23 protein-coding genes and 1 pseudogene are annotated in these 23,080 nt (G+C 68.7%); 15 read left to right on the forward strand and 9 right to left on the reverse strand.

Features of this window, described 5'->3' with window-relative positions; genetic code table 11:
* The first annotated feature begins 236 nt into the window (after positions 1-236).
* Entirely contained in the window at positions 237-2,297 is a 2,061-nt protein-coding gene (locus ACIOHP_RS30615; protein WP_401892496.1) for a nitrate- and nitrite sensing domain-containing protein, read from the forward strand.
* Positions 2,298-2,375: 78 nt separating this feature from the next.
* Here ACIOHP_RS30615 and ACIOHP_RS30620 read toward each other — a convergent pair whose 3' ends face one another.
* Positions 2,376-2,651 carry a hypothetical protein gene (locus tag ACIOHP_RS30620; protein ID WP_401892498.1) on the reverse strand — a complete coding sequence of 92 codons (276 nt, stop codon included), beginning with the start codon at positions 2,649-2,651 and terminating at the stop codon, positions 2,376-2,378.
* 340 nt (positions 2,652-2,991) lie between these two features.
* On the opposite strand from ACIOHP_RS30620, the gene ACIOHP_RS30625 reads away from it, so the two are divergent.
* Complete coding sequence (locus ACIOHP_RS30625; RefSeq protein WP_361556580.1) at positions 2,992-3,810, forward strand: SAM-dependent methyltransferase; 819 nt, start codon at positions 2,992-2,994, stop codon at positions 3,808-3,810.
* Between the two features lie 15 nt (positions 3,811-3,825).
* Here ACIOHP_RS30625 and ACIOHP_RS30630 read toward each other — a convergent pair whose 3' ends face one another.
* Positions 3,826-4,746, reverse strand: a complete 921-nt coding sequence (locus ACIOHP_RS30630) for a helix-turn-helix domain-containing protein (RefSeq protein WP_401892501.1) — start codon at positions 4,744-4,746, stop codon at positions 3,826-3,828.
* Positions 4,747-4,850: 104 nt separating this feature from the next.
* Entirely contained in the window at positions 4,851-5,081 is a 231-nt protein-coding gene (locus ACIOHP_RS30635; protein ID WP_361556476.1) for a DUF397 domain-containing protein, read from the reverse strand.
* Between the two features lie 150 nt (positions 5,082-5,231).
* Between ACIOHP_RS30635 and ACIOHP_RS30640 the strand changes: the two genes are divergently transcribed.
* The 6 genes and pseudogenes from ACIOHP_RS30640 to ACIOHP_RS30665 form a co-directional block, all read left to right on the forward strand.
* Entirely contained in the window at positions 5,232-5,735 is a 504-nt protein-coding gene (locus ACIOHP_RS30640; RefSeq protein WP_401892504.1) for an ATP-binding protein, read from the forward strand.
* 1 nt (position 5,736) lies between these two features.
* Positions 5,737-6,264 (forward strand): hypothetical protein, encoded by a 528-nt coding sequence (locus tag ACIOHP_RS30645; RefSeq protein ID WP_401892506.1) that lies wholly within the window; start codon positions 5,737-5,739, stop codon positions 6,262-6,264.
* 323 nt (positions 6,265-6,587) lie between these two features.
* Complete coding sequence (locus tag ACIOHP_RS30650) at positions 6,588-7,034, forward strand: hypothetical protein (RefSeq protein WP_401892507.1); 447 nt, start codon at positions 6,588-6,590, stop codon at positions 7,032-7,034.
* Between the two features lie 442 nt (positions 7,035-7,476).
* Complete coding sequence (locus ACIOHP_RS30655) at positions 7,477-8,697, forward strand: metallophosphoesterase (RefSeq protein ID WP_401892509.1); 1,221 nt, start codon at positions 7,477-7,479, stop codon at positions 8,695-8,697.
* Positions 8,698-8,863: 166 nt separating this feature from the next.
* On the forward strand, positions 8,864-10,054 hold the full coding sequence (locus tag ACIOHP_RS30660) for a cytochrome P450 (RefSeq protein WP_401892511.1): 1,191 nt from the start codon (positions 8,864-8,866) through the stop codon (positions 10,052-10,054).
* Between the two features lie 241 nt (positions 10,055-10,295).
* A pseudogene (locus tag ACIOHP_RS30665) lies at positions 10,296-10,439 on the forward strand (IS5/IS1182 family transposase); the annotation flags it as partial.
* A 32-nt stretch (positions 10,440-10,471) separates the two neighbouring features.
* On the opposite strand, the gene ACIOHP_RS30670 reads toward ACIOHP_RS30665, so the two are convergent.
* The gene (locus ACIOHP_RS30670; protein ID WP_401892514.1) at positions 10,472-10,741 is read right to left on the reverse strand and encodes a hypothetical protein; all 270 of its coding nucleotides are present in this window, start codon (positions 10,739-10,741) and stop codon (positions 10,472-10,474) included.
* 155 nt (positions 10,742-10,896) lie between these two features.
* Here ACIOHP_RS30670 and ACIOHP_RS30675 point away from each other — a divergent pair, with 155 nt between their 5' ends.
* The gene (locus tag ACIOHP_RS30675; RefSeq protein WP_401892516.1) at positions 10,897-11,259 is read left to right on the forward strand and encodes a hypothetical protein; all 363 of its coding nucleotides are present in this window, start codon (positions 10,897-10,899) and stop codon (positions 11,257-11,259) included.
* A 66-nt stretch (positions 11,260-11,325) separates the two neighbouring features.
* Here the strand turns inward: ACIOHP_RS30675 and ACIOHP_RS30680 are convergent, their stop codons facing one another.
* Entirely contained in the window at positions 11,326-11,682 is a 357-nt protein-coding gene (locus ACIOHP_RS30680) for a hypothetical protein (protein WP_401892519.1), read from the reverse strand.
* A 524-nt stretch (positions 11,683-12,206) separates the two neighbouring features.
* On the opposite strand from ACIOHP_RS30680, the gene ACIOHP_RS30685 reads away from it, so the two are divergent.
* Positions 12,207-13,376, forward strand: a complete 1,170-nt coding sequence (locus ACIOHP_RS30685) for a UDP-N-acetylglucosamine--N-acetylmuramyl-(pentapeptide) pyrophosphoryl-undecaprenol N-acetylglucosamine transferase (protein WP_401892521.1) — start codon at positions 12,207-12,209, stop codon at positions 13,374-13,376.
* Between the two features lie 167 nt (positions 13,377-13,543).
* On the opposite strand, the gene ACIOHP_RS30690 is transcribed toward ACIOHP_RS30685, so the two are convergent.
* Both ACIOHP_RS30690 and ACIOHP_RS30695 read right to left on the reverse strand, forming a co-directional pair.
* Positions 13,544-14,920 carry an oxidoreductase gene (locus ACIOHP_RS30690; RefSeq protein WP_401892524.1) on the reverse strand — a complete coding sequence of 459 codons (1,377 nt, stop codon included), beginning with the start codon at positions 14,918-14,920 and terminating at the stop codon, positions 13,544-13,546.
* Positions 14,904-15,047 (reverse strand): hypothetical protein, encoded by a 144-nt coding sequence (locus ACIOHP_RS30695; RefSeq protein ID WP_401892525.1) that lies wholly within the window; start codon positions 15,045-15,047, stop codon positions 14,904-14,906. Before ACIOHP_RS30695 ends, ACIOHP_RS30690 begins: the two co-directional genes overlap by 17 nt.
* 124 nt (positions 15,048-15,171) lie before the next feature.
* Between ACIOHP_RS30695 and ACIOHP_RS30700 the strand changes: the two genes are divergently transcribed.
* A complete protein-coding gene (locus ACIOHP_RS30700; RefSeq protein WP_401892528.1) occupies positions 15,172-15,294 on the forward strand; it encodes a hypothetical protein in 123 nt (40 codons plus the stop codon).
* Positions 15,295-15,447: 153 nt separating this feature from the next.
* Here ACIOHP_RS30700 and ACIOHP_RS30705 read toward each other — a convergent pair whose 3' ends face one another.
* Positions 15,448-17,622 (reverse strand): MMPL family transporter, encoded by a 2,175-nt coding sequence (locus tag ACIOHP_RS30705; RefSeq protein WP_401892530.1) that lies wholly within the window; start codon positions 17,620-17,622, stop codon positions 15,448-15,450.
* A gap of 448 nt (positions 17,623-18,070) precedes the next feature.
* Here ACIOHP_RS30705 and ACIOHP_RS30710 point away from each other — a divergent pair, with 448 nt between their 5' ends.
* The 4 genes from ACIOHP_RS30710 to ACIOHP_RS30725 all read left to right on the forward strand — a co-directional run bounded on the left by ACIOHP_RS30710 (position 18,071) and on the right by ACIOHP_RS30725 (position 22,376).
* Positions 18,071-18,724, forward strand: a complete 654-nt coding sequence (locus ACIOHP_RS30710) for a TetR/AcrR family transcriptional regulator (protein WP_401892532.1) — start codon at positions 18,071-18,073, stop codon at positions 18,722-18,724.
* 444 nt (positions 18,725-19,168) lie between these two features.
* Entirely contained in the window at positions 19,169-20,296 is a 1,128-nt protein-coding gene (locus ACIOHP_RS30715) for a 4Fe-4S binding protein (RefSeq protein ID WP_361556433.1), read from the forward strand.
* Complete coding sequence (locus tag ACIOHP_RS30720; protein ID WP_401892535.1) at positions 20,293-21,573, forward strand: SNG1 family protein; 1,281 nt, start codon at positions 20,293-20,295, stop codon at positions 21,571-21,573. Before ACIOHP_RS30715 ends, ACIOHP_RS30720 begins: the two co-directional genes overlap by 4 nt.
* A 233-nt stretch (positions 21,574-21,806) precedes the next feature.
* The gene (locus ACIOHP_RS30725) at positions 21,807-22,376 is read left to right on the forward strand and encodes a TetR/AcrR family transcriptional regulator (RefSeq protein WP_401892538.1); all 570 of its coding nucleotides are present in this window, start codon (positions 21,807-21,809) and stop codon (positions 22,374-22,376) included.
* A 92-nt stretch (positions 22,377-22,468) separates the two neighbouring features.
* Here the strand turns inward: ACIOHP_RS30725 and ACIOHP_RS30730 are convergent, their stop codons facing one another.
* Positions 22,469-23,002, reverse strand: coding sequence for a TetR/AcrR family transcriptional regulator (locus ACIOHP_RS30730; protein ID WP_401892540.1), 534 nt, complete (start codon positions 23,000-23,002; stop codon positions 22,469-22,471).
* Between the last annotated feature and the right edge of the window lie 78 nt (positions 23,003-23,080).

The following is a 23,080-nucleotide window of genomic DNA, read 5'->3' on the forward strand; positions in this document are numbered from 1 at the left end:
GAGGCGAAACCGCCGCCCAGCTGTCACTTGAAAGCTCAACTGTGTACCGCTTCAGTGAAATACGGGTCAGCAGCGGAAGCAGAGTGCTACACATCGGAACGATCCGATCCGAACAACGCACTGTGACCGTCTCGTTGTGGAGAGTGTCGAACACGAGGCGGATCCGAGCCGATAGGACGACCGTGTCGCACACCCCCACTGCCACGGGCCGAAGATTCAATGCCCGCAACTTGCGTGTGGCCCAAAAACTTCAGGCCATCCTGCTGATCCCGGTGCTCGTCGCCCTCGTCCTCGGCGGCGTACGCGTCAAACGCTCCGTCGACACCTGGCAGACCGCCAAGGACGCGGTCCGCGTGGCGGAACTGGTCCAGGCGGCGAACACCTACGCCAGCGACGCCATCAACGAACGCGACGTCTCCGTCATCCCGTTGGTGAAAGGCGAGCGCGACTCCGACACCGTCGCCAGAGCCCGGCAGATCACCGACCAGGACGCGAAAAAGTTCGACGAGGCGGTCGCCCGCATGCCGGGAACCGCCAGCCTCGAGCGCCGGGTCCAACTCGTCCGCGCAGGCGAGAAGCGCCTCGCCACGGTACGCGCCAACGCCTTCACCGCCAACCTGACCGGCGTGCAGACCGAGGAGAGCTACCACGCCGTCCAGCACCCGCTGATGGAAATCTCGAACGAACTGGGCTTCGGCATCAGCAGCCAGGCCACCTTCGGCCGCACCCTGTACGCCATCTCACTCACCCAGGCGGCCGAGTCGCTGATCCGCGCCATCGGCACGCACCTCCTCGTGGAGGACCGCAGCAAGCTCGCCCAGGGTGAACTCCAGTCCCAGCTCGCCTCGTTCAGCTCCTACGTCTACCTCGAGCAGGTGGCGCTGCAGGAGTACGCCGGCTTCGCCGCCACCGACGATGTGGCCCGGTTGCGCAAGGCGCTCGCGAACGCGGAGGTGAAGGGGCGGCAGCAGATCGTAGAGGCCCGGGCGCAGGCCGAGGCAGCCGGGCGGACCTTCGTCCCCCCGCCGAGTCTGGACACGATGACCAGCGCCATCGCCTCCGGCGCCACGGCCACACGACTCACCCAACGCGGCGTCACGCCCGCGACGTTCTTCGCCGCCTCCACCCTCAGCTTCGACGCCTACCGCAGCGTCGAGGTATACCTGACCAGCACCGCGCTGTCCGAAGCCCACGACATAGCCGACGACGCCCGCAACGACGCCATCGTCAACGCAGCGCTCGTGCTCGCTTCCATCCTCGTCGCCTTCCTCCTCGCGAACTGGGTGGCCCGTACGATGAGCACCAGCATGCGCCGCCTCAGCGCCTCCGCCCATGCCATCGCCGCAGAGCGGCTGCCGGACCGGCTGACCCAGCTCACCCGCGCCGTCCCGGGCCGGGTCGACTCCGACGTCGAACCGATCCCTATCACCAGCACGGACGAGATCGGCGAAGTAGCCCGCGCCTTCGACCACGTCCACCGCGAAGCCGTCCGGCTCGCCGCCCAACAGGCCCTGCTGCGCGCCAACATCAACACCATCCTCGGCAACCTGGCGCGCCGCAGCCAGCCTCTCATCGAGCGCCAGCTCGCCATGATCTCCGAACTGGAGGGCAGGGAAGCCGACCCCGACCAGCTGGAGAACCTCTTCCACCTCGACCACCTCGCCACACGTGTGCGCCGCAACGGCGAGAACCTCCTGGTGCTCAGCGGCGAGACCCCCGCCCAGCAGTGGGACCAGCCCATGCCTCTCGTCGACGTCGTGCGCGCCGCGGTCTCGGAAGTGGAGCAGTACGAGCGCATCCAGCTCTCCGGCATCCCGGAAGCCCAGATCGATGGGCGCGCCATCAACGACCTGGTCCACCTGCTCGCCGAACTCCTGGAGAACGCAGCAGCCTTCTCCTCCCCGCACGTCCCGGTCCACATCACCGCCGCACGGCTGCCCGACGGCCGGACCATCCTCGAGATACACGACCGGGGCATAGGCCTGCCCCACGAGGAGCTAGCAGACATCAACCGCATCCTCGCCGACCCGCCCACCGTCGACGCCGCGATCTCCCAGCGCATGGGCCTTTTCGTGGTGGGTCGACTGGCCGACCGACACGGCATCCGCGTTCAACTACGCCCCGCCCACGAGGAACAGGGGACCACGGCGCCGGTGATGTTGCCCCAGACGATCACCGATCGACCGGCGAACGAGGAACCCGATGCCGCCACCATGGCCCTGGTCGCGTTCGTGGACAGTCCCTTCACCAAGGACGCCCCGCACACCAGTGAAACGTGGAACACCCAGCCGTCCTGACGCAGGATGTCCGGTCAAGGAGCCCAACCGGGGCGGACGGCACGGTGCTGCGCGCTCGAAGCAGCCGCCGACGTCGGACTACGTCAGGACGAGAGGCACGGTGATGGTGAGGTGTTCGTCGGTGGTCGGCCGGGCGGTGGCAAGAGCGTTCATCCGAGCCGCGAGGTGGCCGATCACCCGGCTGGTCAGTTCCTCGTCCCACCGCGCTGTGCCTTCCGGCGGCAGGAACATCTCCTTTTCGGCAGGCGGGTTGCCACCGAGATAGCGCGCGGTGTCCATGTTGACCACCCAACAGGCCAGTGCGATGTCCACCTGCCCGGGTGCCGCCCACTGCGCCCGTAGGTGGGCACACATGCTGAAGTCGTCCCCACCGAATGAGACCGTCGTGTCGTGCGACCTACCACGGGGGTATCGCCGTAGCAACTGAAGCACTGCCGGTTCCACAACGGCTCGCGCCATAGGTTCCGTAAACACCGTCCCCCCTGTCCATACTGGCCCCCAGCATCCCAGACGGGGCCTGCGACGGACAGATCGGCTTCGGCGTCGGCGGCGTTCTGCCGCCAACCGGCCGCCGCCCGTCCCGGCCGCGGCGGGCTGGACTTTGTAGAGACGGTGGATGCGCCAAGTGCCTTGTCCCTAGGATGTATTGCCTGATGCACCGGTCAGCTCGGTGCGGTACACGACTGGGGAGACGATGGAGTCCGGGAAGCGGTTGTCCACCAAGATCGACGCCACGGTTCCGACGGCCGCGCGCATGTACGACCACTACCTGGGCGGCAAGGACAACTACGCGGTCGACCGTGCCGCCTGCGAGGAGCTGGACAAGGTGGTGCCCAGCACCCGGGCGCTGGCGCTGAACAACCGGCGCTTCCTGCAGCGGGTGGTGGGGACGCTGGCGCAGGAGTACGGCATCCGGCAGTTCCTGGACCACGGGTCCGGTCTGCCCACGCAGGACAACGTGCACCAGGTGGCCCAGCGCATCGATCCGACCTCGCGCGTCGTGTACGCGGACAACGATCCGATGGTTCTGGTGCACGGCCGGGCCCTGCTGGACCAGAACGACCGCACGGCCGTGATCCAGGCCGACCTGCGCGACACCGACGTGATCTTCTCCCACCCCGACACCCAGCGGCTGATCGACTTCTCTCAGCCCGTGGGCGTGCTCTTCAACTCGGTGTTCCACTGCATTCCGGACAGCGACACGGAAGGCCCGCTCGCGGTGGTGAAGCGGGTGACCGAGCGGCTCGTGCCCGGCAGTTGCCTGGTGATGTGCCAACTGGTCAGCGAGGACCCCAAGGTGCGGGAGTTCGTCACCGACTTCATGGACAAGGCCACGCAGGGGCACTGGGGCCGGGTGCGCGAGGAGAAGGACGTCGCGCAGTGGTTCGAGGGGCTGGAGATCCTCGAGCCCGGCCTCGTGGAGGTGTCCACCTGGCGGCCCGACACCGAGGTGGCGCCGCGTCAGCTGACCCAGGAATGGGTCGAGTTCGGGGGATGTGGCCGCATCCTGTGACGGAGCGGCACCGGCTCACGGGCCCCCGTAGCGCAGCTTGGCGGTCTCGCGCAGGCAGTCAAGAGAGTCTCGGGGGCTGAGCGCGTCGTCGGCCAGTTGGTCGAGCGCCACACGGTACTGCTCGGTCTCGTCACGGTCCTCCAGGAACGTGGCGCTCCTGATGTGCTCCAGGTAGACGATGTCCGGGAGATCGAGGCCGCCGAAGCGCAGGTACGTGACCGGGATGGCCGGTGCGGACGCGTTGGTCGCGTCCAGGGGGACGACCTGCACGACGACGTGCGACTGCTCGGCCATGGCGATGAGGTGTTCCAGCTGTTCGCGCATGATCTCGCGGCTGCCCAGGACCCGCAGCAGCACCGACTCGTCGACGATCGCCCACAGCTGTGGCGCGTCCGGCCGCCCCAGCAGTTCCGCCCGCTTCATGCGCAGCTCCACGCGCCGGTTCACCTCGCGGCTCGGAGCCGAGGGCAGACCGCGCTCCACGACGGCGCGCGTGTAGGCCGGCGTCTGGAGCAGTCCGGGAACGTACTGGATCTCGAACGTACGGATGAAATCGGCCGCTTCCTGCAACCCGACGAGCCGGTCGAACCACTCCGGCACCAACCGTTTGTCGAAACGCTGCCACCACCCGGGCTCACCGGCCCGCCGCAGCAGTTGCAGCAGGACGGACGCCTCGTACTCCTCCGTCTTGTAGAAGTCCAGCAGCGCGCGGACATCATCCTCGGTGGGTGGACGGCGGCCCTTGCCCGCCTCGATACGGGACAGTTTCGCCGGGCTGAACCCCACGGCCCGCGCCGCCTGCTCCTGCGCCATGCCCGCATCCTCGCGCAGACCCGCCAACTGCACGCCGACCAGCATCTTCAGCAAAGTCGGCGCGGGCTCGGTGCGCTGCAGGTACGGCTCGAGACGGGAGACGCGAGGCGACTCGGAGGGCATCCTGACTCCCGGTGGGCAGAAGGCAACAGCCTGCATTATCGCACCGGTTGGCCGCTGTGCGCATGTCCGGGCCTGCGCCCGGTACGGACGGCGCGCATCACCTTTCACATGAGGTCGTCGAACTCGCCATCCTTCACACCGGCCAGGAAGGCCGCGACCTCGGCGGACGTGTAGATCAACGCGGGACCGTGCGGATCACGGGAGTTGCGTACCGCCACGCCTCCCTCGGCCAGGGACGCCACCTCCACGCAGTTGCCTTCGGCGTTGCTGTGGCGGCTCTTGGTCCAGCGGACCTCCAGTGAACTCGCTTGCACCCCATTCGGAACTGATGGCACTGCAGTCTCCTCGCGCATGACTGGCTCGATCCACGCGTGCAATTTCTCGTGAAATTGCACGGACTGGCTGTCGACGTGGATAATAACCCCGTCGCCAACGTCCGTGCTGGCGCCTAGTCCAGACGTCCTGACGCCACTTCAGGAGATGCCGTGTCGCAGCCCGCGCGCCCAGCACCCTGGTCTGGCCCGGCCGTGCTCCCGGCACAGCGGGCCGCGGCCCTCGCCTCCGCTTCGCGCACCACCGGCAGGAGCGCCACCCTGCGCCTGCCCGGCAGCAGCGAGGGATGCGCACAGGCACGCGAGTTCACCGAACGCGTCCTGGACCAGTGGGAGTTGGACGAGTGCCGGGACGACGCGCTGACCGTCGTCTCCGAACTCACCGCCAATGCCATGCTGCACGGCCGAAGCAGCGACACCCTCGACGACACCGAGTCGGAGGTGTGGCTGCGGCTCACGCGCCGCACGGCCCACCTGGTGTGCGCCGTGACCGACCAGGGCGACGGACTTCCGCACACGGCGCAGGCACCGAACATGCTCAGCGAACACGGCCGTGGCCTGTTCATCGTCGAGGCCCTCGCGCAGCACTGGGGCTGGACCCGCCACACACCCCGGTACAAGACCGTCTGGGCCATGCTGCCCACAGGTTGCGCCTGACATGAAGCCGCGTACCGAGCTCCGAAACGGTCAGCGAGCCGTGCCTTCGCCACAGCCGGCTACCACGCTCCGGGACGTCGGTCTCGTCTCCTGGGGCGACATCGAGGACTCGTCGGGATCTGCCGCCGCCATCCCCTACCTGCTCGCCGCCATCGCCTCGGGCGACAAGTCCGCCTCGCAGCACGCGCTGGACCGATTGCGGCACCGGATCTGCCGGCACGGCTTCGTCGTCGGACAGGCAACGGCCGTCACGGTCCCCTTCCTGTGGGACCTGGCCCAGCGCCCGCAGACGTCGTGCCGCGTGCAGATCCTGGGCCTGCTGCGGAACATAGCCGACGCCCGGCAATGGGAGACCACGGCCGCCGCCTACCCGAAGCTCCGACGCCGCCACGGTGACCATGTCGAGTGGGAATCGGCCGCCCGCCGGGCCGTGCACGCCCAGCGCAGCATCATCCCGCGCCTCCTGGCCGAGAAAGACGACGAGCTCGTGGACGCAACCGAGGCCCTCGCCTCCACACTGACCGAGTGAGGACCACGGAGAGACAGACGATGCGGGAAGCAGCCCCGGCGAGATGCCGCTGAGCTCCGAATCCCTGCGCCTGAGGACTTGCGCGATCTCCGTGGCCCCGTGGCAGCAAGCACTCCGCTCCGTTTCAAGGCGTGCGCTCAGCTGTCAACAACATTCTCGCCGGTGACATTCACACTGGATTCCTCAAGGAAGATCACCTTTACCGTAGGTCGATCTTTTGTGACTCCGATCGGGGTTTTCGCGGTGGACGCGGGAGCTGAACACCAGTTCGCAATCAATCCCGAAGGTTATCTCACCGTGATCTTCCGGTACGTCAGATCGACATGACGGATGCCGAGCCGGGCAGCAGGCTGACGATATCCGACATACCGCAGGACGAGCCGGTACCGAGCGCGTCGGCCTCGTCCTGCGCGGACTCCGGTGACGTCGCTCTCGTCCTGCCGGAGGTGTCCGCCGGGGACTCCGTGACGGACACCGTGGCCAAGCTGTCGTCCGCCTGCCTGCAGGTGCAGTACGCCTCCGAGGCGGCGGACGTGTCGGAGGGTTCGGTAACCCGCGTTGTCGTCCCCATGACCGTCCCGGACGGTTCGGTGCAGCTCCCTCCGACCGGGGACGGGTCTCCCGGGCCGGGCGACAAGGTCAAGACGAGCGCGGTCTGGGTCCAACTGCTTCTCCAGAGCGGCGACACGGGCTGGGTCACGGCCACGGCCCTCAGCGGCGACCCGGAGACCGTCGTGCCCACGCTGTGCGGAACGGAACTCAGCGACTGAGCTCGCCGGGCTTCACCGCGTGCGGCAGGTCCGCGAGGACGTGGGGTGTTGTGGTCCTGGCTATCTCGTGGGGCTGCGCGCTCTCACGGAGGTGGATGCGGTTCGGGGCATGTGCCGGGATGTGTTGCGACTCTTCCCACGTACGCCGCCAGCGCCGCATCGACCGCACCGTCACCCGCAACTCCCCCGCGCTGGGCCCGGTTTGGCCCCCTGCGTGAACCGTTCGGCGACCTCCAGCCGCAGCCGATCCCGCATCTCCAACAGCCCCGGGGACTACGTGAGTTCGCCAGCTCCTCTCGCAATCGTGACCACAACAGAATCGGGGCATGCGCGACGGATCACGCCAAAGCCATGGACGGGTCTCTGGTGCGACGACTGCGCCGTCCGCCATCCGGCACCGCAAGAGGCATGATTCAAGGGACAGAGCATCAGGAGGAGCAGCGTGACCAACACCAGCGACACCCGCCCAGCGGACGATGAAGCGCAAGCGGCCCGACCGAGCCGACTGCACCGGCTGATGCGCTACATCCCCCTGATTGCACCCATCCTGCTGTGGACTGTGCCCTGCTGGGTACTGCTGTACTCCGGCCAGCACTGGCCTCTGCCCGTCACTCTGGTCGGCACCGCCCTGTTCGTCCTCGGTCTGATCGGTATGCCGATCGCGATGATGCGTGGCCACGGCCGGCGCCAACAGGACTGGGCGGCAATCACAGGTGACACCCTGCTGGGCAGCAGCTGGGTCCTGTTCACCTGGTCCGTTCTGCTCGGCGTCCTGCTGCGGCTTGCGCTGACCGTGGCCGGCGTCGGGGACGGGCAGGATCGGGCCCGCATCGTGACCTGGACCGTCCTCGGTGTGGCCGTCGTACTGCTCGCCTGGGGGTACGCCGAGGCCCGTCGCGTACCCCGCGTACGTGAACTGGACGTGCCGCTCCCCCGCCTGGGAGCCGGACTGGACGGCACCCGTGTCGCTCTCATCACTGACACGCACTACGGCCCCCTCGACCGCGCCCGCTGGTCGGCACGGGTCTGCGAGGTGGTGAACACACTGGAGGCCGACCTCGTCTGCCACACCGGCGACATCGCGGACGGCACGGCCGACCGCCGCCGCGCCCAGGCCGCCCCGCTCGGCACTGTGCGGGCCACCCGGGCCCGGGTCTACGTCACCGGCAACCACGAGTACTACAGCGAGGCACAGGGCTGGGTGGACCTGATGGACGAGTTGGGCTGGGAACCGCTGCGTAACCGCCATCTGCTGCTCGAACGTGGCGGCGACACCCTCGTGGTCGCCGGCGTGGACGACGTCACCGCCGAATCCTCCGGCCTGGCCGGCCACCGCGCCCACCTCGCCGGAGCCCTGGACGGCGCCGATCCCGATCTCCCCGTTCTGCTGCTGGCCCACCAGCCGAAGTTCGTCGACCGGGCGGCAGACGCGGGCATCGACCTGCAACTCTCCGGCCACACCCACGGCGGCCAGATCTGGCCCTTCCATTACCTGGTCCGTATCGACCAGCCCGCCGTCGCCGGCCTCAGCCACCACGGCACGCGCACCCTCCTCTACACCAGCCGCGGCACCGGCTTCTGGGGCCCGCCGTTCCGCATCTTCGCCCCCAGCGAGATCACCCTGCTCGTGCTCCGCTCCCCCCAGCAGCCCACCGCTCCTTAGCACCGGACTTCCGGCGGGCGCGCGGTCCGGGCGTCGAGGACGAGCCACGGCCCCTGGCGGACCAGGCACTAGCGGCAAGGGCAGGCCATCGTGAAGTCTGGCCGCACATGCCTGACAGCGGGCTCCTCCCACCAGGGTGTCGACACGACGACGGAGGCAGCAGTCGATGGATCGAGCCGACGACGCACGCAAGATTCGCAGGGATCGCACCGGACCCGTCTGCCCGATCGACCGTGGGGACGACGGTACGTGGCAGGTACGCGGCTATCAGGCGGCACGCGCCGTTCTGCGCAGCACCGACACCGTACAGGCGGGCCTCGGCATCGAGACCGTTGAGAAGATGCCGGCTCGGATCCGGCGGCCCGTGCTGTACCGCGACGGCCTTGAGCACCGCGAACACCGCCGTCAGACCGCCCGCTACTTCACACCCCGCCGCGTGGACGAGCACTACCGGGAACTGACCGAGCGCATCGCGCGCCGGCACCTCGACACCCTGCAGAGCGAGGGCGAGGCGTGGCTGGAGGACCTCACCTTCGGCGTCTCGATCGACGTGGCGTGCGGGGTGATCGGCCTGACCCGCAGCAGACGCGGGATCCAGCGGCGGCTGGAGCGCTTCTTCCCCGAGGAATTCGGCAGGCCCGGGCTGACCAGTTGGCACGGGATCTACTGGTTGTTCCGCCAGAACAGCAACTGGCTGCGGATCTACCTCGCCGACGTCCGCCCAGCCGTCCGCGCCCACCGCGAACGGCCCGCGGACAACCTGATCTCGCACCTGATCGCCGAGGGTTGTTCCCATGCCGAGATCCTCGGCGAGTGCCTCACCTACGCCGCCGCCGGCATGGTCACCACGCGGGAGTTCATCAGCGTCGCCGCATGGCATCTGTTCACCGACGCCGCACTGCGCGAGCGCTACACGACCGGAAGTGAGAGCGAACGCCTGGCGGTGATTCACGTACTCCTGCGCCTGGAGCCCGCAGTCGCCCGCCTCAAGCGGAGGACCACCGGCGCCCTGAGCCTGCCGAGCACGGACGGGCAGGTCACCGTGCCCGAAGACGCGCTGGTCGAGATTTTCGTGGACGAGGCGAACACCGACCCGGAGGCCGTGGGCGACACTCCGACAGCGGTCCGGCCCGACAGGCCGACGACGACCGGCCGATACGCGGCCGCTCTGTCCTTCGGCGACGGACCGCACCGCTGCCCCGGTGCCGACATCGCGTTGATGGAGGCCAACGTCTTTCTCGGTCACCTCTTCGCTCTTGAGGGCATCCGCATGATCACTCCGCCCCGCGTCACGTTCCAGGACGAGATAGGGGGCTATGTGATCCGCGGACTCCGAGTGGCTGTCGACCGGCGGTGAGGCCCGGCCAGGGCCAAGGTGAGCCGATACGGACACCGGCAGGCATTAGCAGGGCCTGACATACCAGACGGGCGTCCAGTCATAGCTCGCGTGGCTGAAGGGAGCAGTAGTACAAGGAAATTCGGTCACGCATGCCCAATTCCTGGCGGTACATGCAGAAATAGTCCTGGTCGCACTCCCACTGTGCCGCCGACACGGGTTCCTGCCGACGTGCTCAGCTCACGCATGTATCGCCCACCGGGGTATCGAATCCTCAACCCGCCTGGGGCGGCACCGGTGGAGTGTCGAGCGCACCGTGAGCCGGCCGCACCGGTGCTACGAGGCCAAGGCCGAACACTTCCTCACCTTCACCGGCATCGCCGCAACCCTCATCCGCTACCGCCGGACCCGCCAGACAGCTGAACTGGACGTTCCCGGTCAGCGCCACTCGGGCGGAATGTTGGCGAGCTGCTTCATCACGTCCCAGTCGGCTGGCCGGAACTTCGGATCGTGCCACAAGTCGCCGCTGGCAACCCAGTATCCGCGCAGCTCACGGACCTGTGACACGTTGTCATCGCCAATACCGGACTCGTTGTAGCAGCAAGGGCAGATGACGTACTGCGGCACTCCGTATTCGTTGAACACCGCGTCGCCGTCGTCGTATCCGCAGATCCGGCAGGCGGTCTCCATCTTGTCTTCCATACTCATCTCGACCGCAGCCTAGCCGCCAACACCGATGTAGCGGCGCCCTATCCGGGTTCATGGTCCCTGGGACTGAACCACCGCAGGCCACGACGTCGGCGACTCCGTCAGTAACGTGCTATTCCGTGGATGGTGCGACCCGCGTGGGTGAGTATCGCGTCATGGAACGCATCGTTGACCTTGATCGGGCCGCCGTCGAAATCACCGAGCGTCGCCGAGGCTGGGAACGAGCCGGACTGCTCGTGGAAGCTGTGACCTGGCGGGATGAGGCAGCGGCGTGGCCGCAGGTCCTGCAGACGGAGCGCGGCCGGGTTCAGGATCCCGATTCAATCGGTGTGCTGATCTCAGACCCCAGCGAGGCAGAGCTCGGCGTCGTCCTGTTCCGAGGGGGCTGGGCGGATGTTGACGCTCTCACACTCACCGGGGACGTTGTGGCCGAAGCTCCGGCAGTGGACTCACCTATGCGGTTCGGGGTGCTGCTCGACAACTGTGTGCTCCGCACCTTCGGTGTCCAGGCAACCTAGGCGGTCACCTACGCGCGTGCCAGTGCGCATCGGCCCACACGCGCGGCGCCGTGCAGGACGCCACCCTCACCACCCCCCGTTCATCACGTACACCGCGTACGGGATCAGGAGTGCCGGCAGGGTCAGGAGGCGTGGCGTGAGGGGGCGGCCGGTGTACAGGGGGCGGAGGACGTCGAAGAGGAGGAGCAGGAGGAGGACAAGAGCGCCGAAAAGGATCATGGCGATCAGAGCGAAGTCGCCGTTCTCGATCTGGTCGTAGGTGCAGCCGTCCAGGTCCCGGCGCCCCAGGTCGGCGTACTCGCAGTGGCCGTAGGCGATGTACCAACGCGTGCAGAGAATGGCGACGGCCGCGGGGACACCTATCAGGAGGTGAACCAGCAGAGGCGGCAGACAGCCGCGCAGTGCGGGAAGGACGGTACGCATTCAGTCACCTCACCAGGGCAGCGGCGACCCGAGTATGACGGAAGCCACTCCTCCGGCCACAGAGCCGTCACAGCCGCCTCAGCGTTAGCCCCCCGCCTCGCCGGGTTTGCTTGCGCGCCTCGAGCCACACCCAACGCCAGTTGAATGGGACGCGGACGTTGCGGCCCACCTCTTGGGGGCCCTGTCGGCCCAGCAGTTGAGGCATCGGAAGACGCCTGACCGTCACCAACCGCCGGGGGCATCCGAGAGGTGCGCCGACTTCCGCTCGGCAGGGAGTGATTCGAGCACCAAACCATGATGTGAAACGTCGTTCCCGCAGGGATGCGTGAGTGACGTCGGTGCCCGAGCGGGTGGGTGGTTGGATCGCCCGGCCTCTCCCCCACCAAGTGGTCCGGTCGGCATGCGGCGCCCATAGTCGGTGCGGGGCACCGTTACCGTTGTCTGTGGGAGGCTCAGGCGTAGGCCCGCGGATCCGTCCGGGGGTTCCGTCCCGGCCCGAACTCGCAGCAACTGGAGCCATCAGCATGAACAGCGATCACCGTCCCTTCCGTCTGCTCGTCACGGGTGGTGGGACCGGCGGTCACACGTATCCGGCCCTCACCGCGGTGCGGACGCTTCAGGCCCGTCTGGCGGCGCAGGGTGACCGGTTGGACGTCCTGTGGGTAGGAGAGGCGGACAGCCTGGAGTCGCGGGTTGCGGCGGCCGAGGGCATCGGCTTCGAGTCGGTGGCGGTCGGCAAGATCCGGCGGTCGAAGAACCCGATCAAGATGGTGTCCCCGGCGAACATCGCGGACATGAGCCGCGTTCCGCTCGGTGTACTGCAGGCCCGCAAAGCGATCAACCGTTTCGGTCCGGATGTGGTGCTGGCGACGGGCGGCTACGTGGCGGTCCCGGTCGGTGTGGCCGCGACCCGTTTGTGCCGCGTCCCGCTGGTCGTGCACGAGCAGACCGTGCGACTGGGGCTGGCCAACCGGACCCTGGCCGCAGCAGCGACGCGGGTCGCGGTGTCCTCACCGTCCACGCTGCCGCTCCTGCCCGAGAGCGTGCGCGCCGCAGCGGTGGTGACAGGCAACCCGGTGCGACCGGAGGTGTTCACCGGGCAGGCCCAGAAGGCGGTCGACGCCCTGGGTTTGCAGGGGTTCGACCCGCGGCTTCCCACCGTCTACGTGACCGGCGGCGCGCAGGGGTCCCAGCAGGTCAACACTCTGGTGCGTGACGTGCTGCCGTGGCTGGTGGAGCACGCCAACGTGATCCACCAGTGCGGGCGGGACAACGTCGAGGAGCTGCGCCGGCAGACCGGGCATCTGCCCGCGTGGGGTGCGGCGCGCTATCACCTGACCGGGTACGTGGGGGCTGAGCTGCCGGACGTCCTGGCGCTGGCGGACGTGGTGATCTCCCGCAGCGGCGCGGGGACGATCGCCGAGCTGACCGCACTGGGCAAACCGGCCGTGTTCGTCCCGCTCGCCACCTCGGCCGGCAACGAACAGGCCCACAACGCACGTCACTTGGCCGACAACGGAGCCGCCGTCGCACTGATCGACGACGTGTCCGCCCAGCGGCTACGGGACGCCGTGGCACCGCTGTTGACGGACCCGGCACAGCGCGCGGCCATGGCAGAACGCGCCCGTGCGCACGGTCGCCCCGATGCCGCCGAGCGCTTGGTCGATGTGCTGCTTGCAGCGGCCGGAAGGTAGGCGCCCCCGGCCGCAAGTGGTCACGGGACGTGCCGACGTGCGCCCTCCTCAATGAGGTCGGCGCACAAAGCGGTGAACTTGCAGCACCTGACCGTGACCACCGACCTGCTTACGTGCTCACCTCGACGAAGCCCCGCACCCACACGCCCGCCGGCACCGAAGCCGAGTCAATTGCGGCTCAGGGTCCGCGTCACGCCCGCCACGACCGTCGTTGTCAGGATCCAGCCGACCGCGATCAGCCCGTACGCGAGCCCTTGTACGGTCCCCTCGTCCCAGTGCCAGCCGTCGCGCTGGCCGAGCCCGCCGAACGGCACCATCAGATCGAGGGCGTACGCGATGGGGTTGAACGGTGCGCCCTCACCCTTCTTGTTCGGTACGGGCGTGTGCGCGGCGAAGACGACCGAGCCGAGCAGTGTGAGCGCCGCAAGCCAGATCCCGGCGATCCATGGCCGGTACCCGTACCCCACGGTTGCGTCGAGTAGCCAGCCCCAGGCCCGGCCGGCCGAACCGAGTGTCGCCCGGCGCTGTCGCTCCCGCACCAGGAGTACGCGGCGCGCCTCGTCCTCGTGCCCGGACCGCCGGTAGTACGAGGCGAGTTGCTCGTAGGGCTGCGGCGCGTAGACCGGCTGGTGGCACAGCCACGCGAGCCGGTTGCGCACGTCCTCGCGGCGTGTGCCCGCGGTCTCGCCGAGCCAGTCGTAGGTAAATCCGTCGAGGCCCAGCGTTTTGGGCCAGGTACGGGGGTCGTCCTGGAGTCGGCTCGCGTGTGCGTTGCGCAGGTTCACGCCGCCCGTGGGCGGTTGGGCGAACTGCAGGTCGAGCGCCTCGGTCCGCATCCCCACGCACATCAACGAGGAGCCGGATCCGGTGAGTTCGGCGTCCCGGAAGGAGACCAGGTCGTCAACCTGTGCGCCGCGCAGGCGTATCCGGCCGTCGGCCCGCAGTCCCTGGAGCCGTACGTTCGATGTCCTCACGGCGTCTCCGTGAAAGGCGAGCGTGTCCGCCGCCTCGACACTGATCCGCGCCCCGCGCATCCACAGGCCTCCGGGCAACTCAGCTCCGGGGAAGCCGACTTCGCCCTCCGCGTGGAAGCCGTCCTCACAGAAGACGCCGCCACGGGCGACGAGCCCGCCCCCTTCCAGGGCGGCCCGCCCCGGTGCGACCAGATGGGCCCCGTCGAGTCGTACCCCGCCCGCGATGTCGGCGTGCACCAGGTCCACGGCGCTCTCGGTCCCGTCGCGCTCGCCGATGACCGACCGGCGCAGGTCAAGCCGCCCACCGAGATGGGCGGTTGACGCCCTCAGCCCGGGCAGCGTGCAGCCGACGAGGGTCACGGCGAGCGTCATCGCACCCTCCAGGCTGACGGCCTCGTCGAACAGGCACGCCTCGAACCGCACGGCTCGCCGGATCTCGGCTCCGTCGAGCCGTAGCATCCCTCTGACGCGGGCGTCGCGCAGGACATAGGGCTCCGATCCCGAGCCCTCGTCGAGGATCTCTCGTCTGACGCTCTCGGCGTCGACGCTTCGCTCAGAGGTAAGCGACATGGGGCGCTGCGGAGCCGGTGCGGGCGGCGGGGGAAACGGTGAGGGTGAGGCTGGACCCGAGGCCGGACTTGGGGTCGCGGAGGCGCATGGCGGTGACGTGGCCGCGCAGTCGTGCTGCGGTGTTCATGAAGCTCCTTGCACTCCCTCCAGCAGGCGCGCCCCGATCGTGGACAACACCGGTGACCGCTGAGCATTCCACATACGGGTTGCGAGCCACTCGCGGGCCCGGTCCGCCCGGTCGGGACGGTTGGATGCGGCCGACCGTGCTGTTCGAGCCGGTCGTCAGGCTGCTGCGACGGCTGGCCCACGAGGACGCGAACCACCGTCGCCATCAGCGCCGGGCGTGCGGGCGGGGTGAGCAGCCGACGGCGTGAACCCTCGGCGGGGTGACCAGAAGGCGACTGGACACCGGCGGCACTCCCGCGCACGCCATGAAGACGCGACAGGGGCTGAAGTGCCTCGCACGGAAGGCACTTCAGCCCCTTGCCGGGGTCAGACCCCGACCGGATTTCGGACTCCGCCCGGGTTCAGACCCCGACGGGAACCGGCTTGTCGGCTTCTGCCGGCATGTCGCCCTCCTTGATGCCGAACCGGTCGTAGAAGCGGGCCAGCGGGCCCGGAGCCCACCAGGCCGCCCTGCCCAGCAGCCTCATGACGGCTGTTCCCAGCAGGACCCGCACCACCAGCACGTCCGCCAGGACCGCGAACACCATGCCGACACCGAAGAGCTTGATCGTCAGCACATCGCTCATCCCGATCGCCGCGAGCGGCACGCACATCAGCACCGCGGCGCTCACGACGAGGCGGCCGATGGACTGCAGCCCGGTCGCCACAGCCTCTGTACTGTCGCCCTGCTTGGCGTACTGCTCCCGCATCCGGGACACCAGGAACACCTCGTAGTCCATGGAGAGTCCGAAGATCAGCGCGAACAGCATGATCGGCATGTTGGGCTCGATGTTGCCCGTCGGGTCGAAGCCGAGCAGGTGGTGCAGGTGGCCGTCCTGGAAGATCCAGACCAGGACACCGAAGGTCGCGGTCAGCGACAGCATGTTCATCGCGATCGCCTTCAGCGGCAGGAGCACCGAGCCGAACGCGAGGAACAGCAGGATGTACGTCATCACCGCGATGTAGAGCAGCATCCACGGCAGGGTCTCGCCGAGCGCGTCCAGGGTGTCGTCGTACACCGCCGACTCACCGCCGAAGTACGCCCGGGCGCCCGGCGGTTCGGGGACGTCCTTGAGCCGGTTCACCAGGTCGCGCGCGTGGGTCGAGATGGGGTTGCCGTCGTAGGTGACCGACACCCGGGCCGTGGTTCCCTCCATGCCGCTGATCCGGGCTCCGGTGGCGCCCTCGGTGGCGCCGAGCCGCTCGGCGTACGCCTTCAGTGCCGCACCCTGCTCCTCCGAGGTCCCGTCGGACTTCAGGACGAGCAGCGAGTCGATGGACTTCACGGCGTCGGCGTCGAAGTCGTGCTCCATGGCGTTGAAGACCTGGCGGCCCTCGGAGGTGCTGGGCAGCTGTTGCGCGTTGATGGAACCGAACTCGATCCTGGAGAACGGCAGGGCGAGGGTCAGCAGCAGACCCACCGCGCCGGCCACCACGAACCACCGCCGCCGCATCAGTCCGTGCCCGAACCGGTACCAGGCACCCTCACCCGCCGCCATCGGACGCGCGGCCTTCTTGCGGCGCAGCGGGAAGGCGTTGACCTTCGGTCCCATGACCGCGAGCAGCGCGGGCAGCGCGACCAGTGAGAAGAGCACCGCCAGCAGGACCGCTGCCACACCGCCGTACGACATCGACTTCAGGAAGGTCGACGGGAAGAGGGTCAGGCCGGCCAGCGCCGCCGCGACCGTGGTGCCGGAGACCATCACGGTGCGGCCGGCCGTGGCGAGGGTGCGTCCGATCGCCTCTTCGCCGGTGTGGCCGGCCGCCAGTTCCTCGCGGTAGCGGCTCACGATCAGCAGGCCGTAGTCGATGGCGACCGCGAGACCCAGGATCGTGACCAGGCTCATGGAGAACACGGAGACGTCGGTGATGTTGGCGATGGTCCGCAGGACGGCCATCGAACCGAGGATGGAGAGCACGCCGACGATCAGTGGGAGGAAGGCCGCGGCCAGACCGCCGAACACGACGAGCAGGAGGAGGAAGAGCACGGGAGCCGAGATGATTTCCGCGGTTCTCAGGTCGTGTTCGATCTTCTCGCTGGCCTGATGGCCGGTGGGCACCGTTCCGCCTTGCAGGGTCTCCAGGCCGGGTGCCGGGATCTTGTCCTTGACCGCCTCGTACACGTCTTCCTTGGCCTTCTCGCTGCTGCCGTGGAAGTTCAGGGCGACGTAGGTGGCGTGCCGGTCGTGACTGACCTGCGCCGGCATCTTGGTGGTCCAGAAGTCCAGGTAGCCGGTCACCTCCGACGTCGGCAGCGACTCCAGCTGCCAGACGACCGCCTGCCGGAAGGACGGGTCGTCGACGGTGCGGTCCTTGTCGCGGTAGACGATCACCGCGTCGGGCGTCCGCTGCGGGAACGCCTTCTCGGCGATGTGCGCCGCCCGCACGCTGTCCGAGCCGGGGTCCTGGAAGCCGAGCGGTGTCAGGGAACCGAAGACTCCGGCGCCGTAGGCCCCGGACAGGACGGCGAACAGCACGGTCAGCATCAGCAGGGGCTTTCGCCTGCGGTGGAGCAGACGCCCGAATCTTTCAAACACGGAGACTCCTGGATAAGTGGGAAGTTGTTGTCAGCCGAGGCAGAGGACGGCCTCGGCCGGCAAGGTCGGGCTGCTGCTCCTGGAGGAAGTGACCGGCGTCGTAGGCGGCCTTCTCCTCATGGCTGAGGACATGTGCGGTCTGGTGGAGGGCACGGTCCGGGGCTACGGCCGTGGCGTCCGGTGCGGCCAGGCCGGTGTTGGCGGCGACCACGGCCTGGCCGCACCGGGCCGAGCCACTCCAGCCAGGCACCGGTCCAGGCCACGTGGGACCCGTACGCAGGCCCCCACCTCAGGCGCGCTCTCGATGCCCGCCCTGGAACCATAACAGTGTTTTGATTGCTCACCGCAACCCTGTTTGCCCACCACTACGCCTTGCATCCACCCCACCCAGACGCTCCAGCTGCCACGCCGGAGAGCATTCGTAACGGCGTTGCAATACGCTGGCGCCATGGCCAAGCCCAAGACACACGACGAAGCGCTCCGGCTCAAACTCCTGCACCGCGCGGCCGCCACGGTCTTCGAGCGGGGCACGGCCGCGCTGAGCCTGCGACAGCTCGCCGCCGACGCGAAGACCTCGACCACGGCGGTCTACTCGCTCTTCGGCAGCAAGGCCGGGCTGCTCACCAGCCTGTACCAGGAAGCCGTGCGCCTCTTCGTCGAGCGCCTCGCCACCGTCCGCCCGTCGGACAACCCGGCTGGCGACGTGATCCGGATCGGGCTGGCCTACCGCGAGTACGCCGTCGCCAACCCGCACCTCTACGCGATCCTCTTCTCCGACCGCAGCGTCCAGTGCCCGTCCGACACGGACCGGCCGCGCGAGGTCGTCGAGACGTACCGGCCCCTCGTCGACGCCGTGCGCCGCGGACAGCTCGCCGGGCAGTTCGGTCCCGCGTCCGACCCCGAGGCCGTCGCGCTGTCGGTCTGGGGAACGGCCCACGGCCTGGTGTCCCTGGTGCTGTCCGGGAACGAGCCGCCGGAGCTCGCGGTCGCCGACTGCTACGAGCGGGCACTGCGGGCGTTGGTGACGGGATGGCGGGACAGCGAGGAGTCGGTTGCCGGGTCCGCGGGTTCGGGCTCCCCCATCCCGGACGCCCGCGAGTGACACTCGCGGTGAGGCGCATAGAGCGAACACGCCGCGCGCGTCACTGACTCCCCAGAACGCATGCGATGCCACATCCCGGCACACAGGCCGCACCTCGCCGGGCGGCATACAGGGCGACGCCTGCCCTGGCCGCAGCGGCAGGGATCGCCCGCGCGAGCTCCGGGACGATCTCGGCTCCCGGGCCCCCAGACGCCCGCCACGTGCACTGCGAGACCCGCCGCGCCGAGCTCGCGGACCGGCCCCCCTCCGATCACCATCGCGCCGCCAACCCCCCTGCGCCGAGCCGACGTTGGCGCGCCTTGAGGTAAGAACGCCCACTCGACGCCGGTCGGCACGGCTCGCGGCTCGGGCTTGCGCGCGGAAACCGATCAGTTTACGGTGGTGAAACTGATCGGTTTCTCGCTGTGAGGGCGAGTCTCGACCCCCCAATCCCCAGGAGTACGGATGACTGGCGCGCGCGACGCCGAGGGGCAACCGACGGCCCCGGCTCCCCGGCTTCCGGCGAAGTTGGCCGCCCATCCGTCGGTACAGGCGGTACTGGCTCGGCGCAGGGCCGGTACCGCGGTGAGTCCGCCGGCGGTGATCGACGCGGAATGGCTGCGCGAGCTGTGCCTGGCGGCCGGTGCGGACGACGCGGCCGCGGTCAGCCTTGACCACCCCGACCTGGCCGGTGAGCGCGAGCACGTACAGTCCGCGCTGCCCGGCACCCGCACCCTGATCGCGATGGCGATCCGAATGAACCGCGACAACTGCCGCTCCCCCGCCCGAAGCGTGGCCAACCAGGAGTTCCACCAGAGCGACGAGAAGGCCAACCACGCCGCCCGCGGTGTCACCCAGGCGCTCCAGGACGCCGGCTACCGGGCCCTCAACCCGTCGGTCGGCTTCCCCCAGGAGATGGACCGCTTCCCCGGGCGCATCTGGGTGGTGGCGCACAAGACGGTCGCGGTGGCCGCCGGGCTCGGCGTGATGGGCCTGCACCGCAATGTCATCCACCCGAAGTTCGGCAGCTTCGTCCTGCTGGCCACCGTCCTGGTGGACGCCGAGGTGAGCGCCTACGGGCAGCAGCTGGACTACAACCCCTGCATCGACTGCAAGTTGTGCGTCGCCGCCTGCCCGGTCGGCGCCATCGCCAAGGACGGCGCCTTCGACGCGCTGGCCTGTACCACGCACAACTACCGGGAGTTCATGAGCGGGTTCACCGACTGGGCGCAGACGGTGGCCGACAGCGAGGACGCCGCCGACTACCGCTCCCGGGTCACCGATTCCGAGAACGCCTCCATGTGGCAGAGCCTGTCCTCACCCCCTGGCTACAAGTCCGGCTACTGCCTCGCCGTATGCCCAGCCGGCGAGGACGTGCTGGGCCCCTACCTGGACGACCGCAAGTCGTTCATGGACACCGTGCTGCGGCCGCTCCAGGACAAGAAGGAAACCCTGTACGTCCTGCCGGGGTCCCACGCGCAGGAGTACGCCCGGCGCCGCTTCCCGCACAAGCCCGTCAAGGAAGTGACCGGCGGCTGGCAGCCCCCGGCGAAACCTTCCGCGTCCACCGACCGAGAGACACGTACGTCATGAGTGGCATTCACCCCTTCCGCGTCCTGCGCGCCAAGCCCCTGTGGATCGCGAACGGTGTCATCACGGGCGTACTCGCCCTGCTGTTCGCCGTTTTCTACGTCGGCGCGAACATCGACCCGGTCGATCACATGGCCAAGTTGCCCGTCGGCCTGGTCAACACCGACAAGGGAGCCGTCGTCGGTGGCAAGCAGGTCAGCCTCGGGAACCGGATCACCGAGTCGATCAAGAAGTCGACCGCGAGCGGGGACAAGATCGACTGGAAGGTGATGGACGAGAAGGAGATGAAAGACGAACTCGGCGAGGGCAAGCTGTACGGCGCACTCGTCGTCCCGGCCGACTTCACCTCGTCCGCCACCGCGCTGACCGGCGCCGGGACCACCGGGACCCCCGCCCGCCCGACGCTGACAGTGCTGACCAACCAGTCCGCCGGCAGCGTGGGATCGAGCCTGGCTCGGGCGGCGACGACGCAGGCGGCCGAGAACGCCTCGCTCCAGGCGGGCAGGGAACTGACCGTCCAGAGCGGGACCGGGCAGGCGAAACTGCCCGCGGCGGCCCGCCTGCTCCTTGCCGACCCGGTCGCCGTCACCGTCAAGGACGGCCATCCTCTCGGCTCGCACAGCGGCCTGGGCCTGACGGCGTTCTATTACGCGCTCGTCCTCGTGGTCTGCGGCATGCTCTCCGCCAATGTCATCAGCGGCCAGGTCGACCACGCCCTCGGCTACACGCACAACGACATGGGCCCGCTGATCCGGGCCACCCGGGTGCAGACCCTCGCCATCAGCAGCACCCTCATGGCCGTTCTGTCCCTGGTGATGGGAACCCTGGTGATGGTGGGTGCGGTAGGCCTCATGGGCATGGACGCCGCCCATCTGCCGCTGCTGTGGCTGTACTCGGTGTGCGCCATCGCGGTCTCCGGGATCGGCGCGCTCACCCTCCTGGCCGTCTTCGGTACGCCGGGCATGCTGGTGGTCACTCTGGTCTTCATCGGGATGGCGGTACCGACAGCCGGCGCCACCACTCCGCTCCAGGCACTGCCCGGCTTCTACCGCTTCCTCGCGGAGTTCGAGCCACTGCGGCAGATCACCGGCGGCATCCGTTCGATCCTCTATTACGACGCCCAGGGCGACGCGGGTCTGACGCGGGGCTGGGTGATGATGGCCGCCGGTCTCGTGATGGCCGCACTGTTCGGCTTCGGCGTGCTGGGGTGGTACGACCGCAAGGGGCTGCACCGCATCCCGGCCGAGACGAAGCCCGAGACGGCCGCCGTCCCCGCGTAGCCAACGCGACGCACCGAGGAAGGCGACCACTGCTCGGAACGGGACCGATGCGCGTCGCCCCGTGGACACGGGACGCGCATCCTCGAGGCTCGGCGACGGCCCTTCCCCCCAGGGCCGTCGCCGAGCCGCCTCTCGTTGGCCTGGAGGCGTCCGCACGGCCTCGACGGCCAGCCCGACACCCTCGAGTAAACCGATCGGTCTCAATTCCCCTCGATTCGAGTTAACCTCGTGGCATGACCACCGAAGTGAAGCCAAGCCCCAGAGAACGGCTGCTGGAGGCAGCGGCCACGCTCACCTACCGAGACGGTGTCGGCATCGGCGTCGAGGCGCTGTGCAAGGCGGCGGGAGTGTCGAAGCGCTCCATGTACCAGCTGTTCGAGAGCAAGGACGAACTGCTGGCAGCGAGCCTGAAGGAGCGCGCGTCCGACTTCGTTGCCGAGTTGCTGCCGATGGCGGACGACGACCGCTCACCCCGCGAGCGGATTCTGCACGTCTTCGGCCGGATGGAGGCGCAGGCGGGCAGGCCCGACTTCCGGGGCTGCCGATACCTGGCCATTCAGGTCGAGCTCAAGAACCAGGCGCACCCCGCGAGCCAGGTGGCCCACCAGATCAAGGCGAACCTGACGGCCTTCTTCCGTTCCGAGGCCGAACAGGGGGGTGCGAGCGATCCCGAACTGCTGGCCCGCCAGCTCATCCTCGTCTTCGACGGCGCCAGCGCTCGCGCGGGAATCCAGGCCGACGACCTGACCGGGCTCATCGCCCCCACCGTGACCACCCTGCTCGATGCGGCGGACATGCGCTGAGGCCCCCCGCACCCCGTCCTCGAGCAGGCTCGGCGGCCGAAGCGCTCAGGAGCGGGCATCCCGCCCCGGCATCCGGCTCAGCACCCGGGGCTTCAGGCCCCCGCTTGCCGACCGTCGGCCGAAAGCCCGATGGCCGTGAGGGTGTTGCCGAGCATGCCACAGGCGAGGAAGCCGGTGGTCTCGTGCACATCGGCGCCCAGTGACAGGTGCACGGTTTCCCACAGTCTCATCCAGCCGGCGCGGACGAGCTCACCCAACTGATCATCGCCCCGCGCCTCGGCGCCCGCCACGACGGCGTATCCCTGCATCTGCATCAGGAGTACTTCGGGGCGCGCCGAGATCAGTCGCGCGTACTCCTCCCCCATGGCACGCAGGGTCTGCTCGCCGCCCTCCACCCCGCCGACCGCCCGCTCGAAAGCCAGCCGGGTCTCTTCCATGGCCCGCGCCAAAGCGGCGACGAAGATCGCCTTCTTGTCCGGGAACAGCCGGAACAGATATGGCTGCGTGACGCCGACGCGATGGGCGATCGCCTCGGTGGAGGTGCCGTAGTACCCCTTGAGCGCGAACTCGGCGATCGCCGCGCGGATGACGCTCTCGCGCCTCTCCTGTGCACCTGTCCTGGCCATGTCGTCAGTGTGGCAGACAGGCTTGCACATGGAAACCGACCGGTTTACGGTGAGAGAAAACCGATCAGTTTTGCACCA

The sequence above is a fragment of the Streptomyces sp. NPDC087859 genome, from assembly GCF_044742595.1.
GTDB lineage: Bacteria > Actinomycetota > Actinomycetes > Streptomycetales > Streptomycetaceae > Streptomyces > Streptomyces canus_F.

What these genes read in the sequence shown, in the direction of transcription:
- ACIOHP_RS30620 (WP_401892498.1), bottom strand. Translation starts at nt 2,651, where the DNA reads ATGTGTGCCCACCTACGGGCGCAGTGGGCGGCACCCGGGCAGGTGGAC.
- ACIOHP_RS30625 (WP_361556580.1), top strand. Translation starts at nt 2,992, where the DNA reads ATGGAGTCCGGGAAGCGGTTGTCCACCAAGATCGACGCCACGGTTCCG.
- ACIOHP_RS30630 (WP_401892501.1), bottom strand. Translation starts at nt 4,746, where the DNA reads ATGCCCTCCGAGTCGCCTCGCGTCTCCCGTCTCGAGCCGTACCTGCAG.
- ACIOHP_RS30645 (WP_401892506.1), top strand. Translation starts at nt 5,737, where the DNA reads ATGAAGCCGCGTACCGAGCTCCGAAACGGTCAGCGAGCCGTGCCTTCG.
- ACIOHP_RS30650 (WP_401892507.1), top strand. Translation starts at nt 6,588, where the DNA reads ATGACGGATGCCGAGCCGGGCAGCAGGCTGACGATATCCGACATACCG.
- ACIOHP_RS30660 (WP_401892511.1), top strand. Translation starts at nt 8,864, where the DNA reads ATGGATCGAGCCGACGACGCACGCAAGATTCGCAGGGATCGCACCGGA.
- ACIOHP_RS30670 (WP_401892514.1), bottom strand. Translation starts at nt 10,741, where the DNA reads ATGAGTATGGAAGACAAGATGGAGACCGCCTGCCGGATCTGCGGATAC.
- ACIOHP_RS30675 (WP_401892516.1), top strand. Translation starts at nt 10,897, where the DNA reads ATGGAACGCATCGTTGACCTTGATCGGGCCGCCGTCGAAATCACCGAG.
- ACIOHP_RS30680 (WP_401892519.1), bottom strand. Translation starts at nt 11,682, where the DNA reads ATGCGTACCGTCCTTCCCGCACTGCGCGGCTGTCTGCCGCCTCTGCTG.
- ACIOHP_RS30685 (WP_401892521.1), top strand. Translation starts at nt 12,207, where the DNA reads ATGAACAGCGATCACCGTCCCTTCCGTCTGCTCGTCACGGGTGGTGGG.
- ACIOHP_RS30690 (WP_401892524.1), bottom strand. Translation starts at nt 14,920, where the DNA reads ATGTCGCTTACCTCTGAGCGAAGCGTCGACGCCGAGAGCGTCAGACGA.
- ACIOHP_RS30695 (WP_401892525.1), bottom strand. Translation starts at nt 15,047, where the DNA reads ATGAACACCGCAGCACGACTGCGCGGCCACGTCACCGCCATGCGCCTC.
- ACIOHP_RS30700 (WP_401892528.1), top strand. Translation starts at nt 15,172, where the DNA reads ATGCGGCCGACCGTGCTGTTCGAGCCGGTCGTCAGGCTGCTGCGACGG.
- ACIOHP_RS30710 (WP_401892532.1), top strand. Translation starts at nt 18,071, where the DNA reads ATGGCCAAGCCCAAGACACACGACGAAGCGCTCCGGCTCAAACTCCTG.
- ACIOHP_RS30715 (WP_361556433.1), top strand. Translation starts at nt 19,169, where the DNA reads ATGACTGGCGCGCGCGACGCCGAGGGGCAACCGACGGCCCCGGCTCCC.
- ACIOHP_RS30720 (WP_401892535.1), top strand. Translation starts at nt 20,293, where the DNA reads ATGAGTGGCATTCACCCCTTCCGCGTCCTGCGCGCCAAGCCCCTGTGG.
- ACIOHP_RS30725 (WP_401892538.1), top strand. Translation starts at nt 21,807, where the DNA reads ATGACCACCGAAGTGAAGCCAAGCCCCAGAGAACGGCTGCTGGAGGCA.
- ACIOHP_RS30730 (WP_401892540.1), bottom strand. Translation starts at nt 23,002, where the DNA reads ATGGCCAGGACAGGTGCACAGGAGAGGCGCGAGAGCGTCATCCGCGCG.